The sequence below is a fragment of the Nocardia sp. CA-120079 genome, assembly GCF_050955745.1.
Lineage (GTDB): Bacteria > Actinomycetota > Actinomycetes > Mycobacteriales > Mycobacteriaceae > Nocardia.
In genome coordinates this window covers 3,308,010-3,332,236 of the sequence record NZ_CP192088.1, presented here as the reverse complement: position 1 = coordinate 3,332,236, position 24,227 = coordinate 3,308,010, and the positions used below count along the sequence as shown (strand labels likewise).

At 64.9% G+C, this 24,227-nt stretch carries 24 protein-coding genes, 1 tRNA gene and 2 pseudogenes; 8 read left to right on the top strand and 19 right to left on the bottom strand.

Annotation, left to right across the window (positions count from 1 at the left end; genetic code table 11):
- Positions 1 to 16: 16 nt before the first annotated feature.
- Positions 17 to 478: a VOC family protein gene (locus ACQPYR_RS15200; RefSeq protein ID WP_433632698.1), complete on the bottom strand. Its 462-nt coding sequence runs from the start codon at positions 476 to 478 to the stop codon at positions 17 to 19.
- Between the two features lie 153 nt (positions 479 to 631).
- Between ACQPYR_RS15200 and ACQPYR_RS15195 the strand changes: the two genes are divergently transcribed.
- The gene (locus tag ACQPYR_RS15195) at positions 632 to 1,147 is read left to right on the top strand and encodes a CGNR zinc finger domain-containing protein (RefSeq protein WP_433632694.1); all 516 of its coding nucleotides are present in this window, start codon (positions 632 to 634) and stop codon (positions 1,145 to 1,147) included.
- Positions 1,148 to 1,149: 2 nt separating this feature from the next.
- Here the strand turns inward: ACQPYR_RS15195 and ACQPYR_RS15190 are convergent, their stop codons facing one another.
- The 3 genes from ACQPYR_RS15190 to ACQPYR_RS15180 form a co-directional block, all read right to left on the bottom strand.
- Positions 1,150 to 2,346, bottom strand: coding sequence for a phosphotransferase (locus ACQPYR_RS15190; RefSeq protein WP_433632691.1), 1,197 nt, complete (start codon positions 2,344 to 2,346; stop codon positions 1,150 to 1,152).
- On the bottom strand, positions 2,343 to 2,537 hold the full coding sequence (locus ACQPYR_RS15185; protein WP_063038523.1) for a DUF3046 domain-containing protein: 195 nt from the start codon (positions 2,535 to 2,537) through the stop codon (positions 2,343 to 2,345). Before ACQPYR_RS15185 ends, ACQPYR_RS15190 begins: the two co-directional genes overlap by 4 nt.
- Positions 2,538 to 2,601: 64 nt before the next feature.
- Positions 2,602 to 3,762, bottom strand: coding sequence for a glycosyltransferase (locus ACQPYR_RS15180; protein WP_433632689.1), 1,161 nt, complete (start codon positions 3,760 to 3,762; stop codon positions 2,602 to 2,604).
- Positions 3,763 to 3,937: 175 nt separating this feature from the next.
- Between ACQPYR_RS15180 and ACQPYR_RS15175 the strand changes: the two genes are divergently transcribed.
- The 5 genes from ACQPYR_RS15175 (at position 3,938) to ACQPYR_RS15155 (ending at position 6,042) form a co-directional block, all read left to right on the top strand.
- The gene (locus ACQPYR_RS15175) at positions 3,938 to 4,477 is read left to right on the top strand and encodes an HD domain-containing protein (protein WP_433632686.1); all 540 of its coding nucleotides are present in this window, start codon (positions 3,938 to 3,940) and stop codon (positions 4,475 to 4,477) included.
- A gap of 55 nt (positions 4,478 to 4,532) precedes the next feature.
- Positions 4,533 to 4,617 (top strand) — tRNA-Leu (locus ACQPYR_RS15170).
- A gap of 110 nt (positions 4,618 to 4,727) precedes the next feature.
- The gene (locus ACQPYR_RS15165; RefSeq protein WP_433632683.1) at positions 4,728 to 4,970 is read left to right on the top strand and encodes a hypothetical protein; all 243 of its coding nucleotides are present in this window, start codon (positions 4,728 to 4,730) and stop codon (positions 4,968 to 4,970) included.
- A gap of 2 nt (positions 4,971 to 4,972) precedes the next feature.
- On the top strand, positions 4,973 to 5,182 hold the full coding sequence (locus ACQPYR_RS15160; protein WP_433632681.1) for a hypothetical protein: 210 nt from the start codon (positions 4,973 to 4,975) through the stop codon (positions 5,180 to 5,182).
- A complete protein-coding gene (locus ACQPYR_RS15155; RefSeq protein ID WP_433632679.1) occupies positions 5,179 to 6,042 on the top strand; it encodes a tyrosine-type recombinase/integrase in 864 nt (287 codons plus the stop codon). Before ACQPYR_RS15160 ends, ACQPYR_RS15155 begins: the two co-directional genes overlap by 4 nt.
- Before the next feature lie 938 nt (positions 6,043 to 6,980).
- On the opposite strand, the pseudogene ACQPYR_RS15150 reads toward ACQPYR_RS15155, so the two are convergent.
- Positions 6,981 to 7,330: pseudogene (locus ACQPYR_RS15150) on the bottom strand (transposase); the annotation flags it as partial.
- A 318-nt stretch (positions 7,331 to 7,648) separates the two neighbouring features.
- Positions 7,649 to 8,842, bottom strand: coding sequence for an acyl-CoA dehydrogenase family protein (locus tag ACQPYR_RS15145; protein ID WP_433632676.1), 1,194 nt, complete (start codon positions 8,840 to 8,842; stop codon positions 7,649 to 7,651).
- A 141-nt stretch (positions 8,843 to 8,983) separates the two neighbouring features.
- Here ACQPYR_RS15145 and ACQPYR_RS15140 point away from each other — a divergent pair, with 141 nt between their 5' ends.
- Positions 8,984 to 9,682: a TetR/AcrR family transcriptional regulator gene (locus tag ACQPYR_RS15140; protein WP_433632673.1), complete on the top strand. Its 699-nt coding sequence runs from the start codon at positions 8,984 to 8,986 to the stop codon at positions 9,680 to 9,682.
- A gap of 149 nt (positions 9,683 to 9,831) precedes the next feature.
- On the opposite strand, the gene ACQPYR_RS15135 is transcribed toward ACQPYR_RS15140, so the two are convergent.
- The 13 genes and pseudogenes from ACQPYR_RS15135 to ACQPYR_RS15075 form a co-directional block, all read right to left on the bottom strand.
- Complete coding sequence (locus ACQPYR_RS15135; protein WP_433632671.1) at positions 9,832 to 10,935, bottom strand: amidohydrolase family protein; 1,104 nt, start codon at positions 10,933 to 10,935, stop codon at positions 9,832 to 9,834.
- A gap of 209 nt (positions 10,936 to 11,144) precedes the next feature.
- The gene (locus ACQPYR_RS15130) at positions 11,145 to 11,630 is read right to left on the bottom strand and encodes a B-4DMT family transporter (protein WP_433632669.1); all 486 of its coding nucleotides are present in this window, start codon (positions 11,628 to 11,630) and stop codon (positions 11,145 to 11,147) included.
- Entirely contained in the window at positions 11,630 to 12,676 is a 1,047-nt protein-coding gene (locus ACQPYR_RS15125) for an RDD family protein (RefSeq protein WP_433632666.1), read from the bottom strand. Before ACQPYR_RS15125 ends, ACQPYR_RS15130 begins: the two co-directional genes overlap by 1 nt.
- Positions 12,673 to 13,398: a hypothetical protein gene (locus tag ACQPYR_RS15120; protein WP_433632663.1), complete on the bottom strand. Its 726-nt coding sequence runs from the start codon at positions 13,396 to 13,398 to the stop codon at positions 12,673 to 12,675. Before ACQPYR_RS15120 ends, ACQPYR_RS15125 begins: the two co-directional genes overlap by 4 nt.
- Complete coding sequence (locus ACQPYR_RS15115; RefSeq protein WP_433632660.1) at positions 13,368 to 14,801, bottom strand: MCE family protein; 1,434 nt, start codon at positions 14,799 to 14,801, stop codon at positions 13,368 to 13,370. The genes ACQPYR_RS15120 and ACQPYR_RS15115 overlap by 31 nt, the downstream gene beginning before the upstream one ends.
- Positions 14,798 to 15,940: an MCE family protein gene (locus ACQPYR_RS15110; RefSeq protein ID WP_433632658.1), complete on the bottom strand. Its 1,143-nt coding sequence runs from the start codon at positions 15,938 to 15,940 to the stop codon at positions 14,798 to 14,800. Before ACQPYR_RS15110 ends, ACQPYR_RS15115 begins: the two co-directional genes overlap by 4 nt.
- On the bottom strand, positions 15,937 to 17,205 hold the full coding sequence (locus tag ACQPYR_RS15105; RefSeq protein WP_433632656.1) for an MCE family protein: 1,269 nt from the start codon (positions 17,203 to 17,205) through the stop codon (positions 15,937 to 15,939). The genes ACQPYR_RS15110 and ACQPYR_RS15105 overlap by 4 nt, the downstream gene beginning before the upstream one ends.
- Before the next feature lie 5 nt (positions 17,206 to 17,210).
- Positions 17,211 to 18,383, bottom strand: a complete 1,173-nt coding sequence (locus ACQPYR_RS15100) for an MCE family protein (RefSeq protein WP_433632654.1) — start codon at positions 18,381 to 18,383, stop codon at positions 17,211 to 17,213.
- Complete coding sequence (locus ACQPYR_RS15095; protein WP_433632652.1) at positions 18,380 to 19,405, bottom strand: MCE family protein; 1,026 nt, start codon at positions 19,403 to 19,405, stop codon at positions 18,380 to 18,382. Before ACQPYR_RS15095 ends, ACQPYR_RS15100 begins: the two co-directional genes overlap by 4 nt.
- A complete protein-coding gene (locus ACQPYR_RS15090) occupies positions 19,405 to 20,616 on the bottom strand; it encodes an MCE family protein (RefSeq protein ID WP_433632649.1) in 1,212 nt (403 codons plus the stop codon). The genes ACQPYR_RS15095 and ACQPYR_RS15090 overlap by 1 nt, the downstream gene beginning before the upstream one ends.
- Before the next feature lie 11 nt (positions 20,617 to 20,627).
- Positions 20,628 to 21,485 carry an ABC transporter permease gene (locus tag ACQPYR_RS15085; RefSeq protein WP_433632647.1) on the bottom strand — a complete coding sequence of 286 codons (858 nt, stop codon included), beginning with the start codon at positions 21,483 to 21,485 and terminating at the stop codon, positions 20,628 to 20,630.
- 4 nt (positions 21,486 to 21,489) lie between these two features.
- Positions 21,490 to 22,230, bottom strand: coding sequence for an MlaE family ABC transporter permease (locus ACQPYR_RS15080; RefSeq protein WP_433635133.1), 741 nt, complete (start codon positions 22,228 to 22,230; stop codon positions 21,490 to 21,492).
- Positions 22,231 to 23,007: 777 nt separating this feature from the next.
- Positions 23,008 to 23,340: pseudogene (locus ACQPYR_RS15075) on the bottom strand (FAD-binding protein); the annotation flags it as partial.
- A gap of 232 nt (positions 23,341 to 23,572) precedes the next feature.
- Here ACQPYR_RS15075 and ACQPYR_RS15070 point away from each other — a divergent pair.
- On the top strand, positions 23,573 to 24,199 hold the full coding sequence (locus tag ACQPYR_RS15070; RefSeq protein ID WP_433632644.1) for a TetR/AcrR family transcriptional regulator: 627 nt from the start codon (positions 23,573 to 23,575) through the stop codon (positions 24,197 to 24,199).
- Positions 24,200 to 24,227 lie beyond the last annotated feature (28 nt).

Genomic DNA, 24,227 nt, shown 5'->3' with positions numbered 1-24,227 from the left:
TCAACAGCCTCCGGGCTCAGAAGAATCCACACGTCGGGGTGGCACCGCTGGGCGCGGGAGCGGATTCGGCACCCGTGGGTGCGTAGACCTCGAGGCGGATACCGTCGGGGTCGACGAAGAAGATGCCACCCGAGGCGACGCCCTCGCCGTGCGCGACCACCCCGTCGTGGGCGAAGCTCACCGACAGTTCACGCAGCAGCGCCTCGATCGAACGCACCTGTTCGATGGTGTCGACCTGGAACGAAAGATGGTGCAGACCAGGGGTTTCGGTGGAGAACGCGCCGTCGGACTGCTGCCACAGGGTCAGCACGAGCTTGCCGTTCGCACCGAGGAAGGCCCAACGCTTTTCGTCGTCGATGCTGGCCGCGAGCTGCTCGAAACCGAATGCGCGGCGGTAGAAGTCCACCGATCGGTCCAGGTCGGAGACGTTCAGGCCGATGTGTCCGGTGGCCAGTTGGGGCGCGATGGCCGTGGTCATGTGGTCCTTCTCGGAATTTGTAACTGTTCTAAGTAGCTTTACCAGTTAGAACATAACTATAAGCAAGTAGAACGTCAACCTCTAAAACGGAGTTAACCGGTTAGAACGGCGGTGGTTGCCTTGGCAACGAAAGGAAGATCGCTACCCTCAGGTATGCCTGATCCACGTCCCCACCTCGGTGAACCGCTGGCACTCGACCTGCTGAACACCCGATGGATCCAGGACGGACCGCAGGATCTGCTCACCGATGTCGCGGGCCTGGGCATATGGCTGACCTCGGCCGGACTCGACGATCGCGCCAATGCCGACCAGCGGACCCTGCAGGCGATACTCGCCGCCCGCACCGCCATCTACGACACCGTGAAACACACCTCACACACCGCGCTCAACGAAGTCCTCGACCACGGCCGGATCCGACGCGTGCTGACCGACACCGGCCCCGCCGAAATAGTCGACGTACCCGAAACCACCTGGCTCCCCGGCTGGCTCGCCGCCGACAACCTGCTGCGGCTACTGGCCGAAGCGCCGGACCGGATCCGCCAGTGCGCCCACCCGGACTGCGTCCTGTTCTTCTACGACACCTCGAGAAACGGCACCCGCCGTTGGCATTCGATGGCGAGCTGCGGCAACCGCACCAAGGCCGCACGCCACTACGCCAAAAAGGCCTGAGCTCAGAAGAGTTCGTCGAGCAGTCGGTAGTAGTCCAGTCGCCGCCGGTCCGGCTCGGCAAGCCCATAGGCGGCGTAGAACGCGCCCAGTTCGTCGATACCGAAGTCCTCGCGCAGGTCGCGATCGACCAGGGCCAGATCGCGGTACCGATCCGCGACACCCAAACCGCCGACGTCGATCAGCAGAGCGCCGACCAGCACATTGGACGGGGTGAAATCACCGTGCGCGACAACGAGATCCTCGTCCGGCGGACGCTCGGCCAGCAGCCGTCGGTAGATCTGTTCCGGTGTCTGCCCTCGATTGTCGTCGTCGAAGTCGTCGACATCGACCAAACCCTCGAGCACACGGCGGCGCGCCTGGGCCAGCATCACATCCAACCCGCCGTCGAATGGGCACTCGGCAACGGGCATATCGTGCAGCCGCCGCAACAGCGCGCCCATGACCGCGCCCACCGATGCTGTCGGTTCAGCGGCCAGACTCGGCAGACCCGCGTCGGCGAGAACCAGCACATCCTCTTCGAACACAGCAATCTCAGGTAGTTGAATCCCTTTGCCCCGCAGCCAATTCAACCGCGCACACTCGGCTGCGGCCTTCGGTCCCCGCTTCACCCAGTACGCACCGTCGACGTGCGCGACACCGCCGCTCATTCCCTCGTGTTCCTCCGACCACGCGGGCTCCGGACCCAGCACCGCGGCGACCTTCGGCGGCAAGGTCGTGGGCAGATCATCGAGCAGGTCGAGGGTGGTGCGGGTGGCCTCGATCAGCTCGGCATCCCCCTCGACGACGCGCAGTTTCAACGCCTCGGTGAGCCGTGCCCTGGCCTCGGGCAGTCTGCCCTGTTCGGCAAGGGCCTTGCCCAGGTGCTGCAGCGCGAAGGAGAGCACCTCGGAGTCGCCGGCTCGGTCCACGGCTCGGCGATACAGCGTCTCGGCGGTGACGATGTCACCCCAGTAGCGGTAGACATCACCGAGGTTGATCCAGACCGAGGTCCGGCGATAGTCACTATCGGCGAGTTCGAGGGCGCGATCGAGGTGATCGAGGGCCTCGGCGTAGCGGCCGAGCAGCATCAGCTCGATGCCGATCTTGCGGAATTCGGCGAAGTCGACCGGCCGCGCGGTCGCGACGCGAGCGGCCAGCTGCGCATGATCGACGGGAATCATGCGCAGCCGCTCATCGAAGCGGTATCCGTGATCGCTCACCAGCGTGTTCTCGGCACGTCGAAGTCGGCGCAGAGCGCGCGCCACACGTCACGCGGGTCGATGCCCGCCTCGATGGCGGCGGCGCCCGTCCGCCCGCCCAATGCCGGGATGGTGTGGTCCCTGAGCAGCGCATCGCCGCGGGACACACCGAACTCGGTGTGCAACAGCTCCTGGAACTCGGTCAACCGCACCGTATTCAAGATACTCGCGCCGCTGGGGGCCTTCACTCGGGCCGTTCGATTCGCGAACAGGCCTCTAGCGCGTCCGCACGCTGAGGACGTCGTGACAGATGCGGATCGGGTCCGCGACTTCCGCGATACCGGCGGCCGCTCGTTGCGCCGCGGCGGTGTAGTCGGGCGTGTCGAGCAGATCGAGGACTGCGGTACGCACCGCATCGGTGGTCAGGGGGCGGACCAGGATCGAACTGCCTTGGCGGGCAGCGCGATTGGCGAGTTCCCACTGGTCGCCACCGCCGGGTACCGTCACGATCGGCACACCGGCGAGCAGGGATTTCGCGAGCAGACCGTGGCCGCCGCCGCCCACCACGACCGACGCGTGGGTGAGCAGTTCGTCCTGACGGCCGAGTCCGGCGGTGGCCCATGACGGCAGGTCGGTGGGCGGGGTGTCGAGCATGGAAATAGCCACCCGGACGCCCGCTCCGTCCAATGCGGCGAGCACGGTTTCGACCATGCCTGCGACACCTGTATGCGCGGTCGACGGTGCGACCATGACCAGTGGCTCATCGCCGAGCGGTGGCTCGAGGATTTCCGGAGTCGGCTCCCACAGCAGCGGGCCGACGACGTGGGTGTGCTCGGGCCAGTCGGGGCGCGGCATCTCGAGGGCGGGCAGGGTGGCGATCAGGCGGGCCGCCGGGCCCGGATCGGCGCCGGGCAATCCGACGCTTTCGCGGGCCTGCTCGCGCTGACGCAGACCGCTACGAACGGCGCGCGCGGTCATGGTGCGCAACACGCCGTCACGCAGCCGGCCGCGCACCCCTTCCCCCGGCGCGAGGCCACTTCCGATGGGCGGTAACGCTTTCGACGGTAGGTACAGCGGATGTGGCGACAACTCGACCCACGGCACCCCGAGTCGCTCGGCGGCCATCCCGCCGCCCGCGGTCAGCACATCCGACACCACGAGCTCCGGCAGCATCGCGCTCAGATCGGGCAGGATTTCGGTCGAAATATGCGCCGCACGCTCATGAATGCGCTGACCGGCATCATTGTCGTCGTCGACGGTTCGCGGCGCGAGCCCCTTGAGCCTGCGCACCGCGATGCCCGCCTGCTTGGCGGCGTCGAACCAACGCGGTCCGGTGAACAGCACCGGATCGTCACCGGCGGCCAGGAAGCGTTCGCACAGCGCCAGCGCCGGAAACGCATGGCCGGGATCCGGCCCGGCAACAACGGCAACACGCATGCGGCCAGCCTGCCACATCGCTCTCGGAACTCGGTGTGGCGCGGACCGGGTTCGGGCGAGCACCCGATGCGGCCCGCGTTCATCGAAATGCCATTCGGAAGAAACCCGTCGAGCGCCGATCGACGACATACTGGTCTAGACCATTCCGCCTGGTGATCGACAGATTGGGGTCGAGGTGCCCGTCACCACCATCGACGAATTGCTGAACCTGCTGGCCGGATGCGCCGACGTCTGGGATACGCCCGACCGCAGCGGCGACCCCGTCGACATCTTGGACCACGACCTGCAATGCGCAGAGCTGCTGCGCCGATCCCATCCGGACGACGAGGAACTCCAACTCGCCGGACTCCTGCACGATATCGGCCACAAACTCGTCCCCGGCGACGATGCGGGCCACGGCAAACACGGCGCGGACGCGATCCGCGCACTACTCGGCGACCGGGTCGCCCGATTGGTCGAACTCCACGTCGTCGCCAAGCGCTACTTGGCCGCCACCGAAACCGCCTACACCCTGTCCCCCACCAGCCGACGCACCCTGGTGGCCCAAGGCGGTCCGCTGACCGAGACCGAAATCGCCGAATTCCGAACCGATCCCGACTTCACCTCCGCCATCGCGCTCCGCCGCGCCGACGACACGGGCAAGGTGGTCGGCCTTCGAGTCGCCTCCGTCGAGTCCTGGCGTCCAGTGCTCGAACGCGTCGCCCGCCTCCGCTGACCCAACCGATTTCAACACTTCCCCACCCATCCGTTACCCTTGCTCAGCAACACCGGTCCGGGTGGCGGAATGGCAGACGCGCTAGCTTGAGGTGCTAGTGCCCTTTATCGGGCGTGGGGGTTCAAGTCCCCCTCCGGACACCGAACTGTGGCATTTATGCCCCCAAAAATCGGGTCCGGGCATCGCCTGGACACCCTGTCCTGGCCGTACACCGCCACCTGCGGGTTTGCACCGTTCGGCGGTGGTCGATGTGACCGATGACACATTATCTGCGCTGATCCCTGCCTTCTCCTCCATCGGGCTCGCCGACTGTGGTGGCGGCGGAATCGGTGCCGGTCTGCCGATGGCGACCATGGAGCAACCACCGGCACAGACCGCGGTGTACAGCGTGCGGCCGGTCGACACCAACGGACGCGTGGTCGACAAAGCCGTTCTGCGAGTACTGGATTGGCACCCCGGTGACCTGTTGTCCTGGCGGATCACCGGGGGCTGATCGTGATCACCCGGCCCGGCTACGGCCGCCGCGGAATCACCAAGCACGGGCATCTATCCCTGCCCGCCCACGCACGGCGCGCCGCGGGCATCCAGCATCACGACAGGGTCCTGTTGGCCGCCGATCCTGATCAACGCCTGCTGGTGGTTTTCCCACCGCATGTCCTCGACGAGATGGCCGCCCGCCGCTTCTGCGAGGGGGTGGGACGATGAGCGCGCGCAGCGACGCCGACGTCGCCGCGGTCCGGATGATGATGGACCGGCTCAATCTCACCGTCGCCGAGCTCAGCGACGACACCGGTCCGACCACAAGCATCCCGACCTTCGGTGACTACATCCCAGTCGTCGCCGACAGCATGCCCGCGAGCCGGACTCGCGATCACTACCAGACATATTGGACGAAGATCCTTGCCCAGCCGGGGTGGGCCGAGCGGGCATTGAACGAGCCGACTGCCGTGGAGCTGCAGGGGCTGTGCGAGGTGATCAAGACCCAGCGACTGATCCGCCGCAACGGGCGAGACGGACGTGAAGTCGTGCGCGACGTCATCGACGCGTTGCGCCGGATCTACACCCACGCCGAAGACAACCGGATCATCGACCCGCGCGACAACCCGGCCGCCGAGCTCACCAAACCCCGGCGCACCCGATCCAACCGGCGTGCACTGCCCGAAGACCTCCTGAGCGAGATCAACCGCGTCGCCGCTACCACCGGCAACGACCCGCAGCTCGACACCCTGCTGCTGCGCCTGCACACCGAAACCGCCTGCCGCCGTGGCGGTGCACTGGCCTTGCGTCCTCGAGATCTCGATCCCGTGCAGTCGGTGATTCTCTTACGGGAGAAAGGCGGCACCGAACAATGGCAGCCGGTCTCGCCCACACTGATGCGGGCGCTGTGCCGCCACGCCGAACAGCGCGGAGCCGCACCGAACGAGCAACTGCTGCGTGCACGCAACGGCAAGCCCATCACTCGCCGTCGCTACAACTACCTGTTCGAGCGCCTCGGCCGATATCTGCCCTGGGTCATCACCCACGGCATCTCCATCCACTGGCTGCGCCACACCACAACCACCTAGGTCGAACGCCGCTACGGCGGCGCGATCGCACGCGAATTCGCCCGCCATGCCCTGGGCAGCGCCGGACCCACCGGCGTCTACACCACGGCAACAATCAACGAAGTCGCAACCGCGCTCACCCACCTCACCGGCGAACCCCACCCCCTCGCCACAACGGTCACGCCGACAATGAAAAACCATATGACGACATAAACGACGCGGTCAGGCAGATGGTCTGCCCCGAGGCCGGCGATAGCCACTGGGACGTACTCTTCGACATTTGGTCCACAGCGAATGCCGGTCTCTCGGGGCGACCCCCGGATATGCGCTGCCCGATCCGTGCTTTGAGCATCACCCACCGCGCGCACCGCAGGCAGTTCACCGGCGCGACCTCACCCATGGCAGACCCGTTTCGAGCGGCGCTGCCAGCCGCTCCCAACAGTCGCCCCAGGACTTCGTTTCACCGATCGTGCAGGACAGGACACAAGCCATAAGCGCGACAACATCAGGGTCGGGGACCGTGGGCAGCTGGATCGCCCGAATCCGCCTCAGCCCTCAGCCCTCAGCCCTCAGCCCTCAGCCCTCAGCCCTCAGCCCTCAGCCCTCAGCCCTCAGCCCTCAGCCAGGAAGGGACACCAATGCATCAGCACGCCAATACCTCTCGACAGCGGGTCGCTGAAGGTGTTGGATACCTCACCGAGCTTTCGTTGCAGGTACCAGCACCACAAACGCGCCGCTACAGCGCAACGGCTTGGGAGGGGGTCCCCCGCATGGACATCGACCTCACGTGTCCACACTGCCGCCAGCTCGACTCGGTTCAGAGTGTGCCCGCGTTGAATGCGGATGGTGTGTCGACCATTTCCGGAACGGACGTCTATTCCGGCGTTGGTGTGGCTTCAACTGGCCTGGTCCCGGTGTTCGGTACTGGCACGGTTGAGCGCACTCACACCACAACACTTGCCGAAGTATTGGCGCCGCACGCCGGCGGACTCGAGGCCCTTTTTCACAAATCCGGTCTCGTCGCAGATCAGGACACCGTCCGGGTCGCCGAGATGCTCCACCACATAGTCGCGGACATCGTCGCGCACCCCGTCGATGCCCCAGTCCGCCCATCTCAGCAGCCGCTGCATGCCGTCCGGGCCGGCTTCGCCAGCCTGCTCGGCCGGCGTCCACCGTTCTTACGCTCGAGACCGGCGACCAGCCCGCACACGTACTCATGGGCCCGGGCCCTCGGCTCGGCCCGCCGGAACCGGCCACCGATCCGGTCACACAACGAATTCAGCTCGGCCACAACATGATCCGATACCACGACCGAACGCACATTCTGCCGCACCCCGTCACTACAACTGCCGTTGCAGTATCAGCTCCCCGCATGCGCGGGGAGCACTCGGCGTGGTGGATGGCGGCGCTCTTCGAATATCGGGCCAGGTGCGCTCTTGGAAGATCGGCCAGCGCCCGGTCGGTCGTACAGGCACAGCGGCTGGACAAAATCACCGTGGTGACCGCCTCCGCACTGCGCGACGCCGCCGGCATCGGAGATGCACCGGTCTGAATCACCGTTCATGCGTAGCCGGCCTGTCGGTTTCGACCTCGGAGGCCTGCTCCGGCCGTTGCCGGGCCTGCTCGCTTATCCCGCGTGAGCGGGCAAGCCGAGGACGTGGTGTGCGATGTGGTTGAGGGTGAATTCGTTGCTGACCGGTCCCGAGCGCGACAGTCGCGCGTCGAGGTAGATGTCGATCATGCCGTCGCGGTCGTCCCACGCGGTGGCGCCGAGTACCTGCACAGCGTGGTCGGCGGCGTCGAACGCGACGTCGGCCGCGAGTAGTTTGGCGATATTGCTGTCCGATGCCGCAGTATCGCCGTCGATGCCCGAGTCGATCCGGGCCGCCGTGCGATAGACGACCATGCGAGCGGCTGTGAGACGTGCGTGCAGAGCCGCGAGGGGATGGGAGATCGCCTGTTCGGCCCCGATAGGAGTTGTGCCGGAAATTGTCCGGTTGCCGGCATGCGCGATGGCGCGACCGAGACTGTATTGGGCCGTTCCCGTACACACGGCCGCAGTGAGTGCCCGCTCGGCATGCGTGAACGGCCACATGGTGGCCAGTCCACGGCCTTCGCTGCCGACAAGTGCGTCGGCGGGCACTGTCACACAGTCGAATTCGAGCTGGAACTGGCGCACACCTTCGCGGAACCGCATCGGGATCTCGGTGGTCGTCACACCGGGCGCTCTCGGGTCGAGCAGTACCGTCGTATAGCCGGCGCCGAGGTCGCGACGGTCGGCACGACCGAATACCAGCACGCGATCGGCGACGTCGAGGCCCGAGGTGATCCGTTTCAGACCGTTCACGATGAATGTGTCTCCGTCGCGACGGATTTCGGTCTCGACGGCGAATATGTTGTGGCCGGCGTGCGGTTCCGTCGCCGCCATGCCCACATGCGTCGCCCCGGATGCCACCCGCGGCGTCCAGGTTTCGGCTGCGGCCTGCGGGCCCACGGTTTCGATCGCACGAGCGATCGCAGTGGACAGCACCGGCATCCACAACACGATCCCTTGTTCGGCGAAGGCCTCGAGAACGATTGCCATCCCGAGAAGACCACCGTCACCGCCTGCTCGGTCGGGTTCGAGGCCGAGCCCCGCCCAACCGTTGGCGCAGAACAGCGCCCACAACTCCGGATGCATCCGGCTGTGATCGATCAGGTGTCGGCGAACCTCCGTTGCTCGTGAACCGAATTCGGCTGCAGCGCTTCGCGCGGCATCCCGTAGCCGGGCATGTCCGGGGGCGAGTTCGAAGGCGGTGTTGGCGGTCACAGCTGTATCCATCGGTGATCCTGCACTCTCGACGTGAACGTACGCGAGCAGAGTAACACTCCGGAGCGGTGCTCCGCGTCGACATAGCTCTGCCGCTACGCTCTACGACCGCTCATTCCGTCACGTCGCGATGAGAGCATTACTCTGTACGACGTGGGTGTCCGAGACCGAGTTCTGCACGCGGCGCTGGAGTGCTTCAGCGAGGACGGGTACGAGCACACCACGATCGCCCGGATTCGGGAGCGCAGTGGCGTGTCCAATGGTGCGTTGTTCCACCATTTTTCCAGCAAGGAGGCGATCGCGGGAGCGCTGTACGCCGACACCATCGGGTCGATTCACGAGGGATATCGGCAGGTACTTTCCGACGGGCCGGACACGTTGGCAGATGTCGTCGACGGTTTCATCCGGCATCAACTGGAGTGGATCGAGGCCAATCCCGTCCGGGCGCGATTCCTGTACTCGCAGGGCCGGATCGACTGGTCAAGCGAGTACGGACGGCGAGTCCGATCGATGAACAGCGACATCGCCGAGGCATACCGCGACCGGCTCACTCCCCTCATCGCCCGAGGCGAGGTACGCGATCTACCGATGACTGTGATGGTCGCCATCGTCACTGGACCCGCACACGCCCTGGCCGCCCAATGGCTGGCCGGGCAGCTTCCGGGCGCTGTCGTCGATTTCGCCGACGATCTGATAGACGCCGCCGTCGCCGGTCTCCGCGGCGTTCCCGGCGCGGCCGGCGAACATGCCCCCCGCCGCGCCGAAGGCCGCGTGCGCGTGCAGTTACTGGATGCCGACGGAGCTGTCCTCGCGGAGACCGAGATCGGCACGAGCGTGAATCCGTCGGCCTGAAGCGCTCACTATCACGGAGTTTCGTCGCGGGTTGTGCAATTTCGCGGCGGAACGACATCGGCCGCCCGGGCCCCTGTCGACCTCGCGCACAGCGGGAAATGCTCGATGGCCGCTCCCCGCGACCATCGAGCGCTCGCGCTTTCCCGCTGTCAGGCAGCCGCAGCCGCCGCCGGGAAGAGCTCCTCGAAGGTGCCGTGCAGGACGCGATCTCGGATCTTCACATCCACATTGTCGAAGATCGAGTGCAGCGTCTGCTGCGTATGCCCGTAGGTGCCTTCCAGATGCGGGTAATCGTCGCCCCACATCACATTGTCGTAAGCAGTGTCCTCGATGACCTGCACGGCACTGACATCGTGCTGGAACGACGCGTACACCTGCTGGCGGATGATCTCACTGGGCAACCGAGACAGCCGCGGGCGCACGAACATTCCGTGCTGCCGATAGGCCTCGTCCATCCGGTCGCCGATCGCGGGCACCCAGCCGGCGCCGCCCTCGGCGATGAGAACCTTCAGATCCGGATGCCGGTCGAGCGCACCGCCGGCGACCAGGTGCGTGATCACCCGCATACCCGGGTAGGTCGTTTCCATGTAATTCACCACTGCGCCGCCGGGACCGCGGTAAACCACGTTCGCGGCGCCCGTTCCGATGTGGTACGCGAGCGGCAGGCCCAGACGCTCGGCCGCGGTCCACAGCGGCTCCCACAGATCCAGACCCCAGGCCCGGTCGTCATCGATCCCGCACGGGAAATACAAAGCGCGGAAGCCCAGCTCCGCCGCACGCTCCGCTTCGGCAACGGCATTCTTGACGTCTCTCAGGGGAACGATGGCCGGGGCGAAGATCCGGTCCTGCTTGGACATCACCTCTTCCAGAGCCCAGTCGTTCCACGCCCGGGCGACAGCGTTCTCCAGCTCGGGGTCGCGGATGTTGCAGGTCCAGAAGCCCATCGAGGGAAAAGCGAGCTGGTTGCGCACGCCTTCCTGATCCAGGTCGCGCAAACGGATCTGGAGGTCTTTGAAGCCTGGCGGGCGCATGGCGTCCATGAAGTCATTGAGCTGGCGGTCGATCTGCATGCCGTCGATGTAAAGGATCTCGTACTTCTCGCCGCGCTCCGAGCGCGGCGCACGATCCGCGAGCCGCTTCGGCAGACGCGAGGTCCATAGGTCCTCCGGCTCCATCAGGTGGGAGTCGCCGGAATGCGCCCAGATCTTTTCCTCATCGGCTTGCTCTTGAACAGCGGGCATCGCCTCGGTCATGTGCCTCTCCTCGTTCGAGTGACTGTCCGGCACGAACCCTCCAGCGGCCCGTACCGATATATTTTACAGCGTAACGAAAAGGAAGCGTTCTGTACAGGGAAGCCGGGGACACAGCGAAATTCCTGTCATCCCCAGCCGTGACCGTGGCACCGCTACCGCTGATCCGGCGGACCACCTCGGCGAACGACAGGGGCTGGACGCGGACAGTTTCAGGAGCCGAAGCGCCGTTCGATCGCAACGCCGACCACCGCCGGAACATAGATCACCAGCACTATCCAGGCCGCGCCCGTCGTCACTTCGAAGACGAACGCATTGCCGTCGGTGCGGATGCTGGAAACCTGCCCGAGTACTCCGTAGACCAGCCCGGACAGCCCCGCGGCGACGAAAGCGACACCGAGCCAGAAGACGGGAAGATCGCGCGCGGACCGATCCGCCCGGGCGCGATGGCGATGGCCGTCGATCGCGCCCCACACCGCTGCGGCCACCACGACGACAGCCAAGGCGAGCCATCGAGCCGCCACGCTGAACGGCGTCCAATACGCCACCGCGTACGCCAGACCGGTCCGGGCCAGCACATGCAGCACAGTCAGCGCCAGCGCGCGTGGGAGGAGAGCTGTGGTAATCGTGCGCCACGTCGAGATCCGCCCCGCGGCGGCCGCACTGCCGGAACGCGGTACCACCAGATGCTCGGCCATCAGATCGGATCGAAGCCGGAGACCAGCCAGTGGCCGTCGGATTCGGTCAGCCGCACCCGGACCGTACTCGCCATCGCCGACGGCCGCGGATCCTGAGCGGTGGTGGTGATCTGGTTGACGAATACGAGCACGACGGCGTTGCGGGAATCGGCCGAAACCACTGCCGCGCCGACGGACTGGGCGTGGGTATTCACCGACTTCTCCCTGGCGGTCGGGATGACGACATCCTTCGTGTACTTGTCGTAATAATCTTTGAAGCTGCCGGTCAGCTTGGACGAGGCCGACGCCAGATCCTTGTCCACCGTCGCCGCCTGGTAGGACAGCAGCGCGACCGTGGCGTTCTGGGCGATATCCGGTGCGTTCGCCATGATCGTCGCGGTGTCGCGATCGCTTCGATAGTCGTGGGCGTATTGCGTCGCGGTGAGCGCAACGAGGGCTGCGGCGAAGAAGGCGAAAACCGAGCATGCGATCCGCACAGCGCGCGGGCGCGCTTCGCTCGAACTCGGTGCACTGTCCGCACTTACCCGCGTCTCGGCGAGCTTGTCGGCGAAGGAGCGGCCGTATTCGTCCCACAGGGGCCACAACCAGCCGAGCAGCAACGGGACGGTGTCGACGAGATGAGCCACCTCCCGCAGCAGCGCTCGCGTGATTCCTGGTGCGTCCACCGTGCCTGCCGCTGTGGTGCGGATGCCGACGACCAGCTTGCCGATCGTCCGGCCCGTTTTTCCCTGGCGGTAGCCGGTATTCCACAGCACGAAGGCTGCGACGACGACCGTTGCCGCTGCGGATCCGATCCGCACGTAGATATCTCGCGGATCATCGAGCACGATGAGACACACCGCGGCCAGTGTCGCGGCCGGGCAGATCACGTCGATCGCGTAGGCAAGCACTCGGGCCCGCCACGACGCATTCGCGAGTTCGTTCTTACCCCGTGTCTCCGCGACCTCGGTCGCACGCTCGCCCTCGGTTCCGATCGGCTCGATGGCCGTGTCTTCCGGATCGCCGGATCGCGTTGTGCTGGCGTGATTCTCGAGCTCGACCGTCATGACGCCACGTACTCCATCTTCGAGATCTTCAGCCTGTCACCGTCGGGCGCCACGGTCACCCGGACCCGGAAGGTTCGCGGTTCCTCATGTGCGCCCGCGGAATTCGACACCTTCGAGTGCGCGGTGAGCAGAACCACGCCGCTTCCGTCGTCGTTGACGTATTCCAGTCCTGCTCCGGCGATCTCGGCCGTGGTCACGACTTTCGCCTCACGCACGGCACCGGCGAAACGCTGTGCCTGCGGGGCGAACTCCGCACGCCACTGCCCCGTGGCGTCGTCGAGGATGCGTTGCACGTCGTTGTCGGCCGAGTCGTAGTGCACGGTAAGGACATTGAGTACTTCCTGCCGCGCCGACTGCACATACGCCAAACGCCGGTCGCTCGCCGCCTGCGCTGTGCGATGGTGGTGCGCCAGGTAGCCGCTGCCGGCGGCCGCGGCCACCGCGACCAGCGCGGTCACCGCGACAACGGCGGTCAGCACCCGAACACGGGAGCGGGGCACCCGAGGCCCCTTGCCCGAGTGGGGCTCGCCCCGTCTCTGCGAAACATGATCCGGCACGTCCTGACTCACAGGGTTCTCCGGCAAGGTGGCGTCGTCATTCGCGTGGCCATCGGATCGATCCTGTGCCGAGGCAATCAGATCCGCTTTGGAGCCGTCCTCGTCGATCGAAGCGGCGTCTGCTTCGGCATCGCTCACCTTGCCGGGCTCATCATCGTCTGCCATGTCGACTCCCTTCCAGTGCTGGTGGCGATGTCGGTCTGCCGGTAGGTTCTTCCGTCCGCGCCGGTGTATGTGCCGTCCGTGCTGTAGGTTGCGGTACTCACCCCCGGCCCGGGCGGGCCGTTCGTCCCGGCGCCGGGGCCGGTGTACGCGGAGGGGTGGTATTGCGGGTTGTCCACATAGGCCTGCGACTCACCGAGCCACGGGTTGGTGCCCAGTGGGCGGTACGGCTCGTCGCTGTCGCACATCTCGACGGTCGGTGCGCGCTTACCGGGGTGTTCGGCACACGGATAGTTCCGCGCTCCGCGCACCGCGTTCTGATCCGATTGCGGCAGTGCGCAATACAGCGGCTGGACGGGCCGGGCCGGCTCGTCCTCGGCGCCGGCGTCTCGCCGCTGCGATGCCGGCAGGTATCCCACCGTGCACGGCGGTGGAACGTTCACACCGAGTTTGAAGGACATGAAGTCACCGGGGGTACCGTTCCTGTTCGGGTACGCCATGGTGTCCAGGGCCGCGGCTCCGGCCGGCAACAGCACCAGTATCTGTTCCAGTGCAGCGATGTAGGTGACCGCGACCTGTCCCAGACCGACCATATTGGCCAGCAGCACCGGCAAGGTGGGCTGCAGCTTCTCGAACAGCGCGGTGGCCTGGTCGGCCGCCGCGCGACCCTGCACCAGCAGATCCCGCAGCGTCGCATCGCTATCGGCCAGCTGGCCGGTGAGGGTCGCGACATCGCCGGCCCAGGCCCTGATCGACGCGTCGGAGGCGACGGTCGCATCGAGCACGGGCCCGGCGTTCTGGATGAGGCCCGTTACCGGCGTGATGTTTTCGCGGCCGTCCTTGCTGAGACCGTATGCCGCATCGAGCAGGCGGGCGATGCTGGGACCGGTGCCGTCGAAACCGCGGTAGCTCTCATCGATCAGCGTGTGCAGGTTGTCCGCCGGCAGCGCGGCGAGGCTGCGGTCGACTGTGTCGAGCAGGGTCCCGATATCCTGCGGCACCGTGGTCCGATCGACCGGTATGCGGCTGCCGTCGCGCAGGTAGGGCGACGCCGATGTGCGCGGTACGAGGTCGACGTACTGTTCACCGATGGCGGAGCGACTGTGCACATGCGCATCCACGTTCTCGGGGATCTTGGTGTCGCTGTCCATACTCAGCGTCACCACCACACCGTCGGACGAGGGCTCGATGCCGGTGACCCGCCCCACCGTCTTGCCACGGTAGGTGACATTCGCCGTCTTGTAGAGGTTTCCGTTCGTGACCAGCTCGATCGTGACCTGGTAGCGGCCGATTCCCAGCAGCGCCGGTATCTGAACGAACTTCAGGCCCATCACGGTGAGGGATACGACGGTGAGGATCGTGAACACCGTCAGCTGAATCCGGACCAATCGCGTGAGTCTCATCATCGGCCTCCGGAGACCGGACCGGTCAGGGGGTTCGGTGTGCCCAAACCCGGCTGCCTGTCTTTCGTGCGGCCCAGCGCCGTCTCGAGCGCCGTCAGCTGCCCCTCCACGGGTGTGCCCTGCAACAGCGAATTGTCGATGCGACCGAGGGTCAGGTCGATGACCGCACTGAGATTCGCGTAATCGCCGCGAATCCATTTGTCCAAGTTACGTTCCGGCCAGGGATAGGTGGCATAGATACCCAGTGACCGGGTCAGGTCCTGGCCCGCATCTCCCAGAGCCCGCAGCGCGGGCTCCAGGTTGCGGAGATTCTGCATCACGTCGTCACGGCTGGCGACCACCACGTCGTTGGCCTTCCGGGAGAAATCGCCGACCGCCGTGACAGCCTGTACGAGCTTGTCACGCTCGGTGTTCAGCACCGCGAGCGCGGGCGGGATCGAATCCAGCGCATGAGACAAGGTCTCGTTTTGACGGCTCACTGTCCCCGCGAGATGGTCCAGCCCCGCCATCGCCGCGATGATGTCCTGCTTCTGTTCGTCCAAGCCCTGCATGAAAGTCGACAACTGGGTAATGAAGTCCCGCACCGTTGTTTCCCGGCCCGACAGGGCGGAGTTCAGTTCTTTGTCGATCTGCTGCAGTCGCCCGATTCCGCCGCCGTTGAGCACTACCGACAGCGCCGCGAGAGTCTGCTCCGTCGTCGGATACTGCCCGGCCCGCCGCAGTGGGATCACATCGCCGCCGTGCAGCCGCCCGACCGCTGACTCGCCGGGCGGTGGCGACAATTCGATGTGCTGGCTGCCCAACAGGCTCGTCTGACCGACCTTGGCGACCGCGTTCTCGGGCAGCTGGACATCGCCGTTCACGCGGACGGTGACCACCGCATGCCACTGCTCGAGGTCGATGCGCGTGATCGTCCCGACATTCACGTCCGCCACTCGCACCCGCGAATTAGGTTGGATTCCAGCGACATTCGGCATTTCGATGCGTATCTCGAACGAACCGGCGCGCTGCCCCTCGGTCCCGGGCAGCGGCAGCGAGTTCACCCCACGCCATGCACCGCAGCCGGCCAGCACGATCGCACAGCTCACGAGTGCCGCGAGCCGCGCCGGCCGAAAGGCCCCGGTCCGTGCCCCGACGCTCATCGGTGTCCTCCCGGCAGCAGTCCCGCCAGACCCGTCCCGGGCGCGACGACGGCACCGGAGGGCGGCGGGCCGTCCGGGTACGGGTTCAGCGCCGGTTCGCTGTAGTCCACCTGGTCGGGCCGGGCGTCCACACCGTCGGCCATGTTGACGCCGACCGGCGGATAATTGAACTTCAGACTCTGCAGCACCGGACCGAGGTATTGCACGCACAGCTTCGCCGCCTCGGCGGCGCCCAAGCGGCTGGCGGCCTGTACGGCACCGCAGATGAACTGCAGCGGGTTCTGCATCTGGGTAACGGCCAGCGCACCGGTGAGAGCCCCCTGAGCCGGGTTGTAGATGTTGTTGAAATTTCCGAACGCGTTCGGAGCCACGTGTAACAGGTTCTCGATTGCCGGCTTGCTCTGGTTCAGCGTGGTGGTGAGGGTCGTCAAAGCATCGGCGGCGTGCTGGACTCCGTCACGGTTTTCGCCGATGAACGTCTTCAGATCGTTTGCGACACCGTCGAGTTGGACCAGCGCGTCGGAGAGGTCGTGGTCGGTTCCCGTCAGCAGACCGCTCACCGATGCGAGATGGCCGTTGATCTCGACGATCTGCTGACTGCTCGCGGCCAGTGCCGAAACGAAGACCTGGAGGTTGCGCACGATGCTGAACAGGTCGTGACGGCCGTTGGACACCGTGGTGAGAGCGTCGGACAACTGGGTGATCGTCCGGTGCAGACGGGCGCCGTTACCGTCCAATGCCTCCGCACCGGAGTTGATGAAGGAACCCAAGGGACCGTTCGGCTCGCTCGGGGTCGGGCCGAGAGACGAGGCGAGGCGATCGAGTTGTTTGCGGAAGTCGTCCCATTCCACGGGCACGGCGGTGCGGTCGATCGGTATCACCGCGTGGTCCGAGAGCTCCGGGCCTCGCTCGTAGGCTGGAGTCAGCTGAATCGCACGCGCGGAGACCAGTGTCGGAGACAGGATGACGGCCTTCGCGGTCGCGGGGATCTTCACCGAGGACTTGTAGTGGAAGGTGACCCGCATCTTGTCGCCATCCGTGCGGATCTCGTCGACGGTGCCGATCTTCAACCCCAGCAACAAGACATTGTCACCTTGATACAAGCCGTTGGTGTTGCTGAAGTAGGCGACGACCGTCGTTCGGGTCAGACACTGGTACACGCGCGCTCCGACCAACGCTACGGCGCAGACCGCGATCACCGCCCCGATGCGGAGCGCAGTGCGCCGCGTTATCGTGACGCGCCGCAGGATATCGATCATTGTCATCGCAATCACCTGGGTCCGGGGATCGGAAGCGTAGGTACCGGGGGGAATGTCGGGAACGGCGGGGGCGGTGCGGCGGGCACCGGCGTGTTCGGGCCAGGTGCGGTGCCCTCGGGTGGCACCGTGCCCGGTGGGCTGTTGTATCCGCCGTCGATCTTGTAGGTCGGGCCGCCCAGGATCGACGGGTCCATCCCGGCGTCCTTGAAGGCCGCGTCGATGAACGGCTGTAGAAACTGCCCGGGCAGCAGGTTGACGATGTAAGCCTTGAAAAACGGCCCCGACGCCACCGACTCGCCGAGGGACAGCGCGTACTGGCTCAGCGGCAGCAGGGACTGCTGGATCTCGGACCGGCGCTTATCCAGCAGGTCGAGGACATTGTCGAACCGATCCAGGACGGGGCCGAGTTGCTCCCGGTTGTCAGCGACCAGCCGCCGCAGTTGCTGCGACACCTGATTCAGGTTGTCGAGCAAGGTCGCGATCGCGGAACCGCGCGCATCCAGGCCCGCCAGCAGGGTGTTGCCGTCGACAACCAGCCGATTCAACTGGTCGCTGCGCTTCGCCAGCACCTGCGTGACTCCGGAGGCGTGCGAGAGTAGCTCGGTGAGCATCCGGTCGCGGCTGTCGACCGAATCCGACAGGCGCGCAACGCCGTCCAGCGCGCCGGCCAGATCCGGCTGCACCGCGTCGACGCTCGAGCTCAGCACGTGCAATGCCTGGGTGAGCTGGTCGGTCTTCAGCCCACTGATCGACGTCGTGAGATCCCCGAGCGTGTCCGGCAGGACATAGGGAGTCGAGGTGTGCTCCAGACCGATCACCGAATCCGGGCGCAGCGCCGCGGTGCCCCGCGGGCGCAATTCCATCATCTTTGAACCCAGCACCGTCTTGGTCTTGATGGCCGCCTCGGTCTGATCGCCGAGGCGGACGCCGTTCGCGGTGAACCGGACCAGAATTTTGTTGCCGCTCAGGTCGAGGTTCGTCACCTGTCCGACCGTGACGCCGGCAACCTCCACCGGGGCGCCGGCCCGCAGCCCGGCGGCCTCCGCGAAATACGCCTCGTATTCCCGATGTGCGGCCAGGTAGGGGACGTGGTCGTAATTCTGCGCGCTCAGCACGCCGGCGATCACGAGAACCGCGCCGATCAGGCCTGCGCGGAACGAGTTGGATTCCAGCATTCCGTTCATTTCGGTGGAGTACATCTTCCTGCGCGTTGGCCGACAACATCGATATAGACCGGATCGCCCTTGGGGCCGTTGACCTTCAACGTCGCATCGCACAGATAGAACGAGAAGAAGTCGCCGTAAAGACCCAGTCGGCTCAGGCGTCGATATCTGTCCGGCAATTGCGACAACAGATTGTCCACATAGCTACGATCGTTGTCGATGTTCGTGCTGACCCGACCCAATTCACCGATGTCGGACCGGATCGTCCCATGCGTTGCGTCCAGCAGTTGGGCGACCGAACTCGACACGCCATCGATATGGGTCAATGCAGCACCGATCGGATCCGTCTGCGCGGAGATTCCGCTGACCACCTTCTGCAGATTGTCGATCATCGAATCGAACTGACCGTTCTTGTCATCGATCGTTCCGAGCAGGGAATTCAGGTTGCCGATGACACTGCCGATCAAGGCGTCGCGGTCGGCCAGAGCCGAGGTAAGACTCGCCGTGTGGGCCAGAAAGTTCGAGATGTCCGAATTCTGACCTTGCAGCACCGCTATCAGTTCGCCGGACAATTGATTGACCTGGTCCGGGTCCAGCGCCTTGAACAAAGGCCTGAATCCTCCGATCAGCGCGTCGACATCCAGCGCCGGAGTCGTCTTGTCCACTCCGATCGTCGCACCCTTCGGTAGCGGCCGAGACGATCCAGCCCCCTGCGTCAGCTCCAAATACCGGTCACCGACGAGGTTTTCGTAGCGCACCACCGCATGTGTACCGTCGGTGAGCACCACATTCTTGGCGACCGAGAAGGTGACCAAAGCCTTCGAGTCGTCGACTACCGAAACACTGCGCACACGTCCGGCCTCGACTCCCGCGATCCGTACGAACTGACCCGCTCGCAAACTCGAGACATCATTGAAAACGGCACGGTATTCGGTCTCGCGATCGAACCTCAAATTGCCGAACACAGTAACGATGGCGAACAGAAAGAAACTCATCGTAGCGATGAACACCGCGAATTTCACGGCCGGCCCGGTGATTCGCATCAGCGACTACCTCCAGGCAACGTGAAACCGAACATGAAATCGACGATCGTCGGATTCGCCGGGCGCGGATGATCGGTTCCCGGACCGTGGAGTGGAGCTCCATTGTCAATTCTCAGATACGGCGCCGGATATGTGTCCCACGTGGCAGGTGGGTAACATCCGGGCGTACCGTGGGGACCGCCCTTGCCCGCCACCACGGGCAGATTCTCGGGGTACTTATACGGATCGTCACCCAGCAACAGACCGGCATCCAACCGCACCGAATAGTTCGTGACGTCGATCGTATCGGCCATATTTTCCGCATCCATTGCGCCGAGGTGCAGCATGCAGACGAACTCAGGGCTGTATTTGCTCAACAGCGCAGTCGTAGGCGTCAGCAACCGGAGCGTGTCGATGATTCCGCTGCCGTTGTCTCCGAATATCGTCCCACCGCTGCGCCCCAGAGCCGCCGCGGAGTCGAGCATCCCGTCCAGATCATCGCGACGGGCGACGACCGTATCCGAGGTCACCGACGCGTCTCGGAGAATCGTCATAAGATTCACGCCCGCATCACCGAGAGTGGTTGCCGCATCGGCCGTTCCGCGCAGATCGGCCCGCAGCGCGGGCAGCTGCGGATTGAGCGCTACCAGCAACGCATCCGCATCGGCGAGAGTTCGGCCGAGCTGCGCTCCCCTGCCGCTCAACCCCTCATCCAGCGCCGCCAGGGTGGCGCTGAGCTTGTCGGGCTCGATCTGATTCATCACCCCGGTGAGGTCCTGAAATACCGTATTGACCTCGGTGGATACGTTTCGCGCGGGTATCGCCGCGCCGGCGCTCAGGTGTGACCGCGCCGGGCTCTCGGGCACAACGAGCTCGATGTACTTCGAACCGAAGACTGTGGTCGGCTTGATCTCGGCCGCGACGTTCGCGGGAATGAGCGTCACCTTGTCGGGCTCGAGCTCGATATTCACCGTCGACTTCCCCGCTACGAGGGAAACCGATTCCACGGTTCCCACTGCGACGCCGTGCAACTTGACCTTGGATCCGGGCTCCATGACCAAACCGGATCGCTCCGAGACCACCTGCGCATGGACGACCGAGTGAAACGCACCGCGGAACGATGCCAGGCACAGCCAGACGACACCGAGCAGTGCCGTGAGCAACAGGACGCCGGCGCGCAGCACGGGTGGTTTCTTGTACCTCCCCTGCCGCGACTTTCGCAGAAATGCCACAGAAATCGTCCTCATCCCGCCAAGTCGAAGTTTCCGGACGTGCCGTAGACAGCCAGTGACACGAGCAGAGTCACCGACACCACGGCGATCAGCGAGGCTCGTACAGCACGCCCGACAGCGAATCCGACTCCCGATGGACCGCCCGAAGCGTGGTAGCCGTAGAAGCAGTGGATCAGCATGACGGATATCGACATCACGATCGCCTGCAGAAACGAGAACATCAGATCGGCCGGTCGCAGGAACGTATAGAAGTAGTGGTTGTAGACGCCGGCCGACTGGCCGGCGATATAGGTCGTGTACAGCTGTGCGGAGAGAAACGACATCAGCACTGCCATCGAGTAGACCGGGATGATCACGATCAGGCCGCCGATGACGCGGGTGGATACGACATAGGCGATGGACCGGATCGCCATGACCTCCATCGCGTCGATCTCCTCGCTGATGCGCATCGCTCCGATGCGCGCGGTCGCACCCGCACCGATGGTGGCTGCCAACGCGATTCCGGAGGTGACCGGTGCCGCGATCCGCACATTGATGAATGCGGCGAAGAATCCGGTCAACGCTTCGACCCCGATATTGCTGAGAGACGCGAATCCTTGGATGGCCAGGAGCGCCCCGGCCGAGAGAGTCATGAAGGACACGATCACCACCGTGCCGCCGATGATCGCCAATGCTCCTGTGCCCATGCCCATTTCGGCGACGATCCGGAGCGTTTCCTTGCGATAGGCGGATAACGCATGCCCGATCTCTCGGAAAGTGCGGAAGTAGAACACGCCGTGTTCACCGACGAGACGAACACTGCGCCCCGGGCCGGACAAACGACGAAAGTACCTCGGATACCTGCTGCGGACGGTGGCGATATTCGACATGGCGCTATCGCACCGTCGCTTTCACGCCGATGGCGGTGACGACGACGTTCACCGCGAACAATGCCATGAACGCGTAGACGACGGTTTCGTTGACCGCATCGCCCACGCCCTTCGGACCACCCTTCACATGTAATCCCATGTAGCAGGCCACCAGTGCGGCCACCAGTCCGAACAGTCCCGCCTTGATCTCGGAGATGACGACCTCGGGAACACCGGTCACGAAGGTGAGGCTGGCGACGTAGGACCCCGGCGTCACGTTCTGCACGAAGACCGAGAACAGGAAGCCGCCTACCAGCCCGACCGTCACGACCAGGGCGTTCAACAGCACTGCGACGAGCGTCGAGGCGTAGACACGGGGCACGACCAACCGGTGGATCGGATCGATTCCGAGGACCCGGACAGCATCGATCTCCTCCCGGATGGTTCGCGAGCCGAGATCTGCGCAGATGGCGGTAGCACCGGCGCCGGCAACGATGAGCACCGTCACGAGCGGGCCGACTTGTGTCACTACCCCCAGCCCGGCACCCGCACCCGACAGATCCTGCGCGCCGAATTCGACCAGCAGGATGTTCAACGTGAAGATCACCAGAACCGTAAAGGGCAGGGCGACAAGCAAGGTCGGCACCAGCGCGACACGGACCAGAAACCAGCCCTGCTCGAAGAACTCGGCCCATTGGAACGGCCGGCGTACCGCACAACGCGCGGTCGTCGCGCACATGTGGAAAAAGTCTCCCACTGCCCGCATGGGGGTATCGAGCGGAAGCCGCACTGTCCCTCCTTGTCACTGAAATGTGCGCCCAGTCACACAATCGGCGCTCATCCTGACATATTATTTAACTGTTTGCAATAGCTGTGCTACCCGACAGCATTCGGCCACTCGACCAGCAGGCGAGGCGGGCCTCGAGTAACTGAATCAAGGGACGCTCGGAACACGTCTCACCGAAAATGCTGTCCCGCAGAATATTTAGGACAATTTCTCGGTTTAACCTCCCACCGCGCCCGGACTCTCCGGTCGGAGTTCGAACCGTGAACCTGAACAACCGACCACCTATACGCGGTTCCAGCACATCCATCGCTAACTGATTCGACGGCACAACACTTCCCTGTGACGACGTTTACAGATATATGATCTGATCGATTAGGCGCGATTCAGGCTTTCCCAGCGGCGGGGTACGGCACGGCCGAACACCCGCACCTGGTTGCGTACAGCGTCACGATTCCGCCGGTCGCGAGACGGGATATCCGAGCCGGATAGTCACTCTTGCAAGAGATTTCACGTAATCAATGAGAGCTGGAGAGCAAATGACCTTCGATCTGGTGAGCCCCATCGAGCAATTCGTCACCGCCCTCGCGTATGTGCTTCTGCGAGGCCAACTTCCACCGACTCCATGAGCGGCACCATGCGGACCCCGCATGGAACCGATCCGAATCCGGCCGGTTGTCCGGACGAGATCACCGCGACGCAAAGGAGGGCCCGCATATCGCGGACCCTCCTCGCAACGCCGAGCCTGAGACTACTCGGTCATCGGGGGCTCCCGTCCTGCTTGCCTGCGGCCGGCGGCGCACCAGCGCGAATCATGTGTTGGGCTGCCCGCCAACCGAAGACGAATGATGCTCCGATGCTGGCACCCGCGCCCGGATAGGTCCGGCCCACGACCGAGGCCGTGCAATTGCCGGTGGCGTAGAGACCGTCGATCACCGTGCCGTCGGTGTGCAGGACCCGCGCGTCCGCGTCGGTGACAAGCCCGCCGCACGTACCCACGTCGCCCGGATACAGCGCCACGGCATAGTACGGCGGCCGATCCACCGGCGCGACACAGGGATTCGGCCGCACCCGCGGATCACCGTAGTACCGATCGTAGGCGCGTTCTCCCTTGGCGAAGTCGGGATCCTTGCCGTGCGCGGCGGCGGCGTTGTGTCACGCTGTGCGGAGAGCTCTGTCAGATCAGTCACTATCGGCCTCCTCTGTGTTCTAGGCCACTTTGTTAGATAGTGATTACTGTATAGCGACCTGCGGTAAGGTCTGTCAATGTCCGAATGAAGAACCCTCCGACCGGAAGCGGGGACGAAGTGGCGGTGGACGGCATATGACCACCGGCGCCGGTCGCACCACGCGCGGCCGTCGGACCGGCGACGAAATCCGCGCCCGGTTGCTCGATTCCGCGCGCGAGGTGTTCGCGGAGCAGGGCTATGCCGGCGCGTCGACCAAGGAGATAGCGCGGCGGGCCGACGTCACCGAGGTGCTGCTCTTCCGCCATTTCGGCAACAAGGCGGGCCTTTTCGACTCCGCTGTCCTGGATCCGTTCGAGACATTCGTCGACCGGTGGACGTGGCATTGGTCCCATCACGGCCTCAGCGGTGAATCGGTCGAAGAATTGGCTCGCGACTACGTGACGCTGCTGTACGAGTTCTTCGACGACAACCGCCAACTCGTCACGGCGCTGCTCGCGGCGCGAACCCACCATCCGGCCGCTGCTGAGCGGATCGAATCACTGTTCACCCGGTTGGAACGAACCGTCCGCGACGGTGTCGCGGAGCACGGCCTGCCCACCCGCGACCCGATGATGACGGTGCGCCTCACATTCGGCATGGTGCTGTCCGCGGTGATTCACGCGGATCTGCTGTTCGTCGGCGGCTCCGCCCCCGCGCGCGCGGACGTGATCACCGAGCTGACGTACTATGTGCTGCACGGCATTTCGCGTCGCACCGGCTGAAGCTGCGGAGAAATTCGCCCCATCCTCC

Bases quoted from the DNA above. Each gene is read 5' to 3' on its own strand.
- ACQPYR_RS15180 (WP_433632689.1), bottom strand. From the start codon at position 3,762: ATGCGTGTTGCCGTTGTTGCCGGGCCGGATCCCGGCCATGCGTTTCCG.
- ACQPYR_RS15100 (WP_433632654.1), bottom strand. From the start codon at position 18,383: ATGAACGGAATGCTGGAATCCAACTCGTTCCGCGCAGGCCTGATCGGC.
- ACQPYR_RS15125 (WP_433632666.1), bottom strand. From the start codon at position 12,676: ATGACGGTCGAGCTCGAGAATCACGCCAGCACAACGCGATCCGGCGAT.
- ACQPYR_RS15195 (WP_433632694.1), top strand. From the start codon at position 632: ATGCCTGATCCACGTCCCCACCTCGGTGAACCGCTGGCACTCGACCTG.
- ACQPYR_RS15110 (WP_433632658.1), bottom strand. From the start codon at position 15,940: ATGAGCGTCGGGGCACGGACCGGGGCCTTTCGGCCGGCGCGGCTCGCG.
- ACQPYR_RS15120 (WP_433632663.1), bottom strand. From the start codon at position 13,398: ATGGCAGACGATGATGAGCCCGGCAAGGTGAGCGATGCCGAAGCAGAC.
- ACQPYR_RS15095 (WP_433632652.1), bottom strand. From the start codon at position 19,405: ATGCGAATCACCGGGCCGGCCGTGAAATTCGCGGTGTTCATCGCTACG.
- ACQPYR_RS15070 (WP_433632644.1), top strand. From the start codon at position 23,573: ATGACCACCGGCGCCGGTCGCACCACGCGCGGCCGTCGGACCGGCGAC.
- ACQPYR_RS15145 (WP_433632676.1), bottom strand. From the start codon at position 8,842: ATGGATACAGCTGTGACCGCCAACACCGCCTTCGAACTCGCCCCCGGA.
- ACQPYR_RS15115 (WP_433632660.1), bottom strand. From the start codon at position 14,801: ATGATGAGACTCACGCGATTGGTCCGGATTCAGCTGACGGTGTTCACG.
- ACQPYR_RS15080 (WP_433635133.1), bottom strand. From the start codon at position 22,230: ATGCGGGCAGTGGGAGACTTTTTCCACATGTGCGCGACGACCGCGCGT.
- ACQPYR_RS15135 (WP_433632671.1), bottom strand. From the start codon at position 10,935: ATGACCGAGGCGATGCCCGCTGTTCAAGAGCAAGCCGATGAGGAAAAG.
- ACQPYR_RS15200 (WP_433632698.1), bottom strand. From the start codon at position 478: ATGACCACGGCCATCGCGCCCCAACTGGCCACCGGACACATCGGCCTG.
- ACQPYR_RS15085 (WP_433632647.1), bottom strand. From the start codon at position 21,485: ATGTCGAATATCGCCACCGTCCGCAGCAGGTATCCGAGGTACTTTCGT.
- ACQPYR_RS15130 (WP_433632669.1), bottom strand. From the start codon at position 11,630: ATGGCCGAGCATCTGGTGGTACCGCGTTCCGGCAGTGCGGCCGCCGCG.
- ACQPYR_RS15155 (WP_433632679.1), top strand. From the start codon at position 5,179: ATGAGCGCGCGCAGCGACGCCGACGTCGCCGCGGTCCGGATGATGATG.
- ACQPYR_RS15105 (WP_433632656.1), bottom strand. From the start codon at position 17,205: ATGACAATGATCGATATCCTGCGGCGCGTCACGATAACGCGGCGCACT.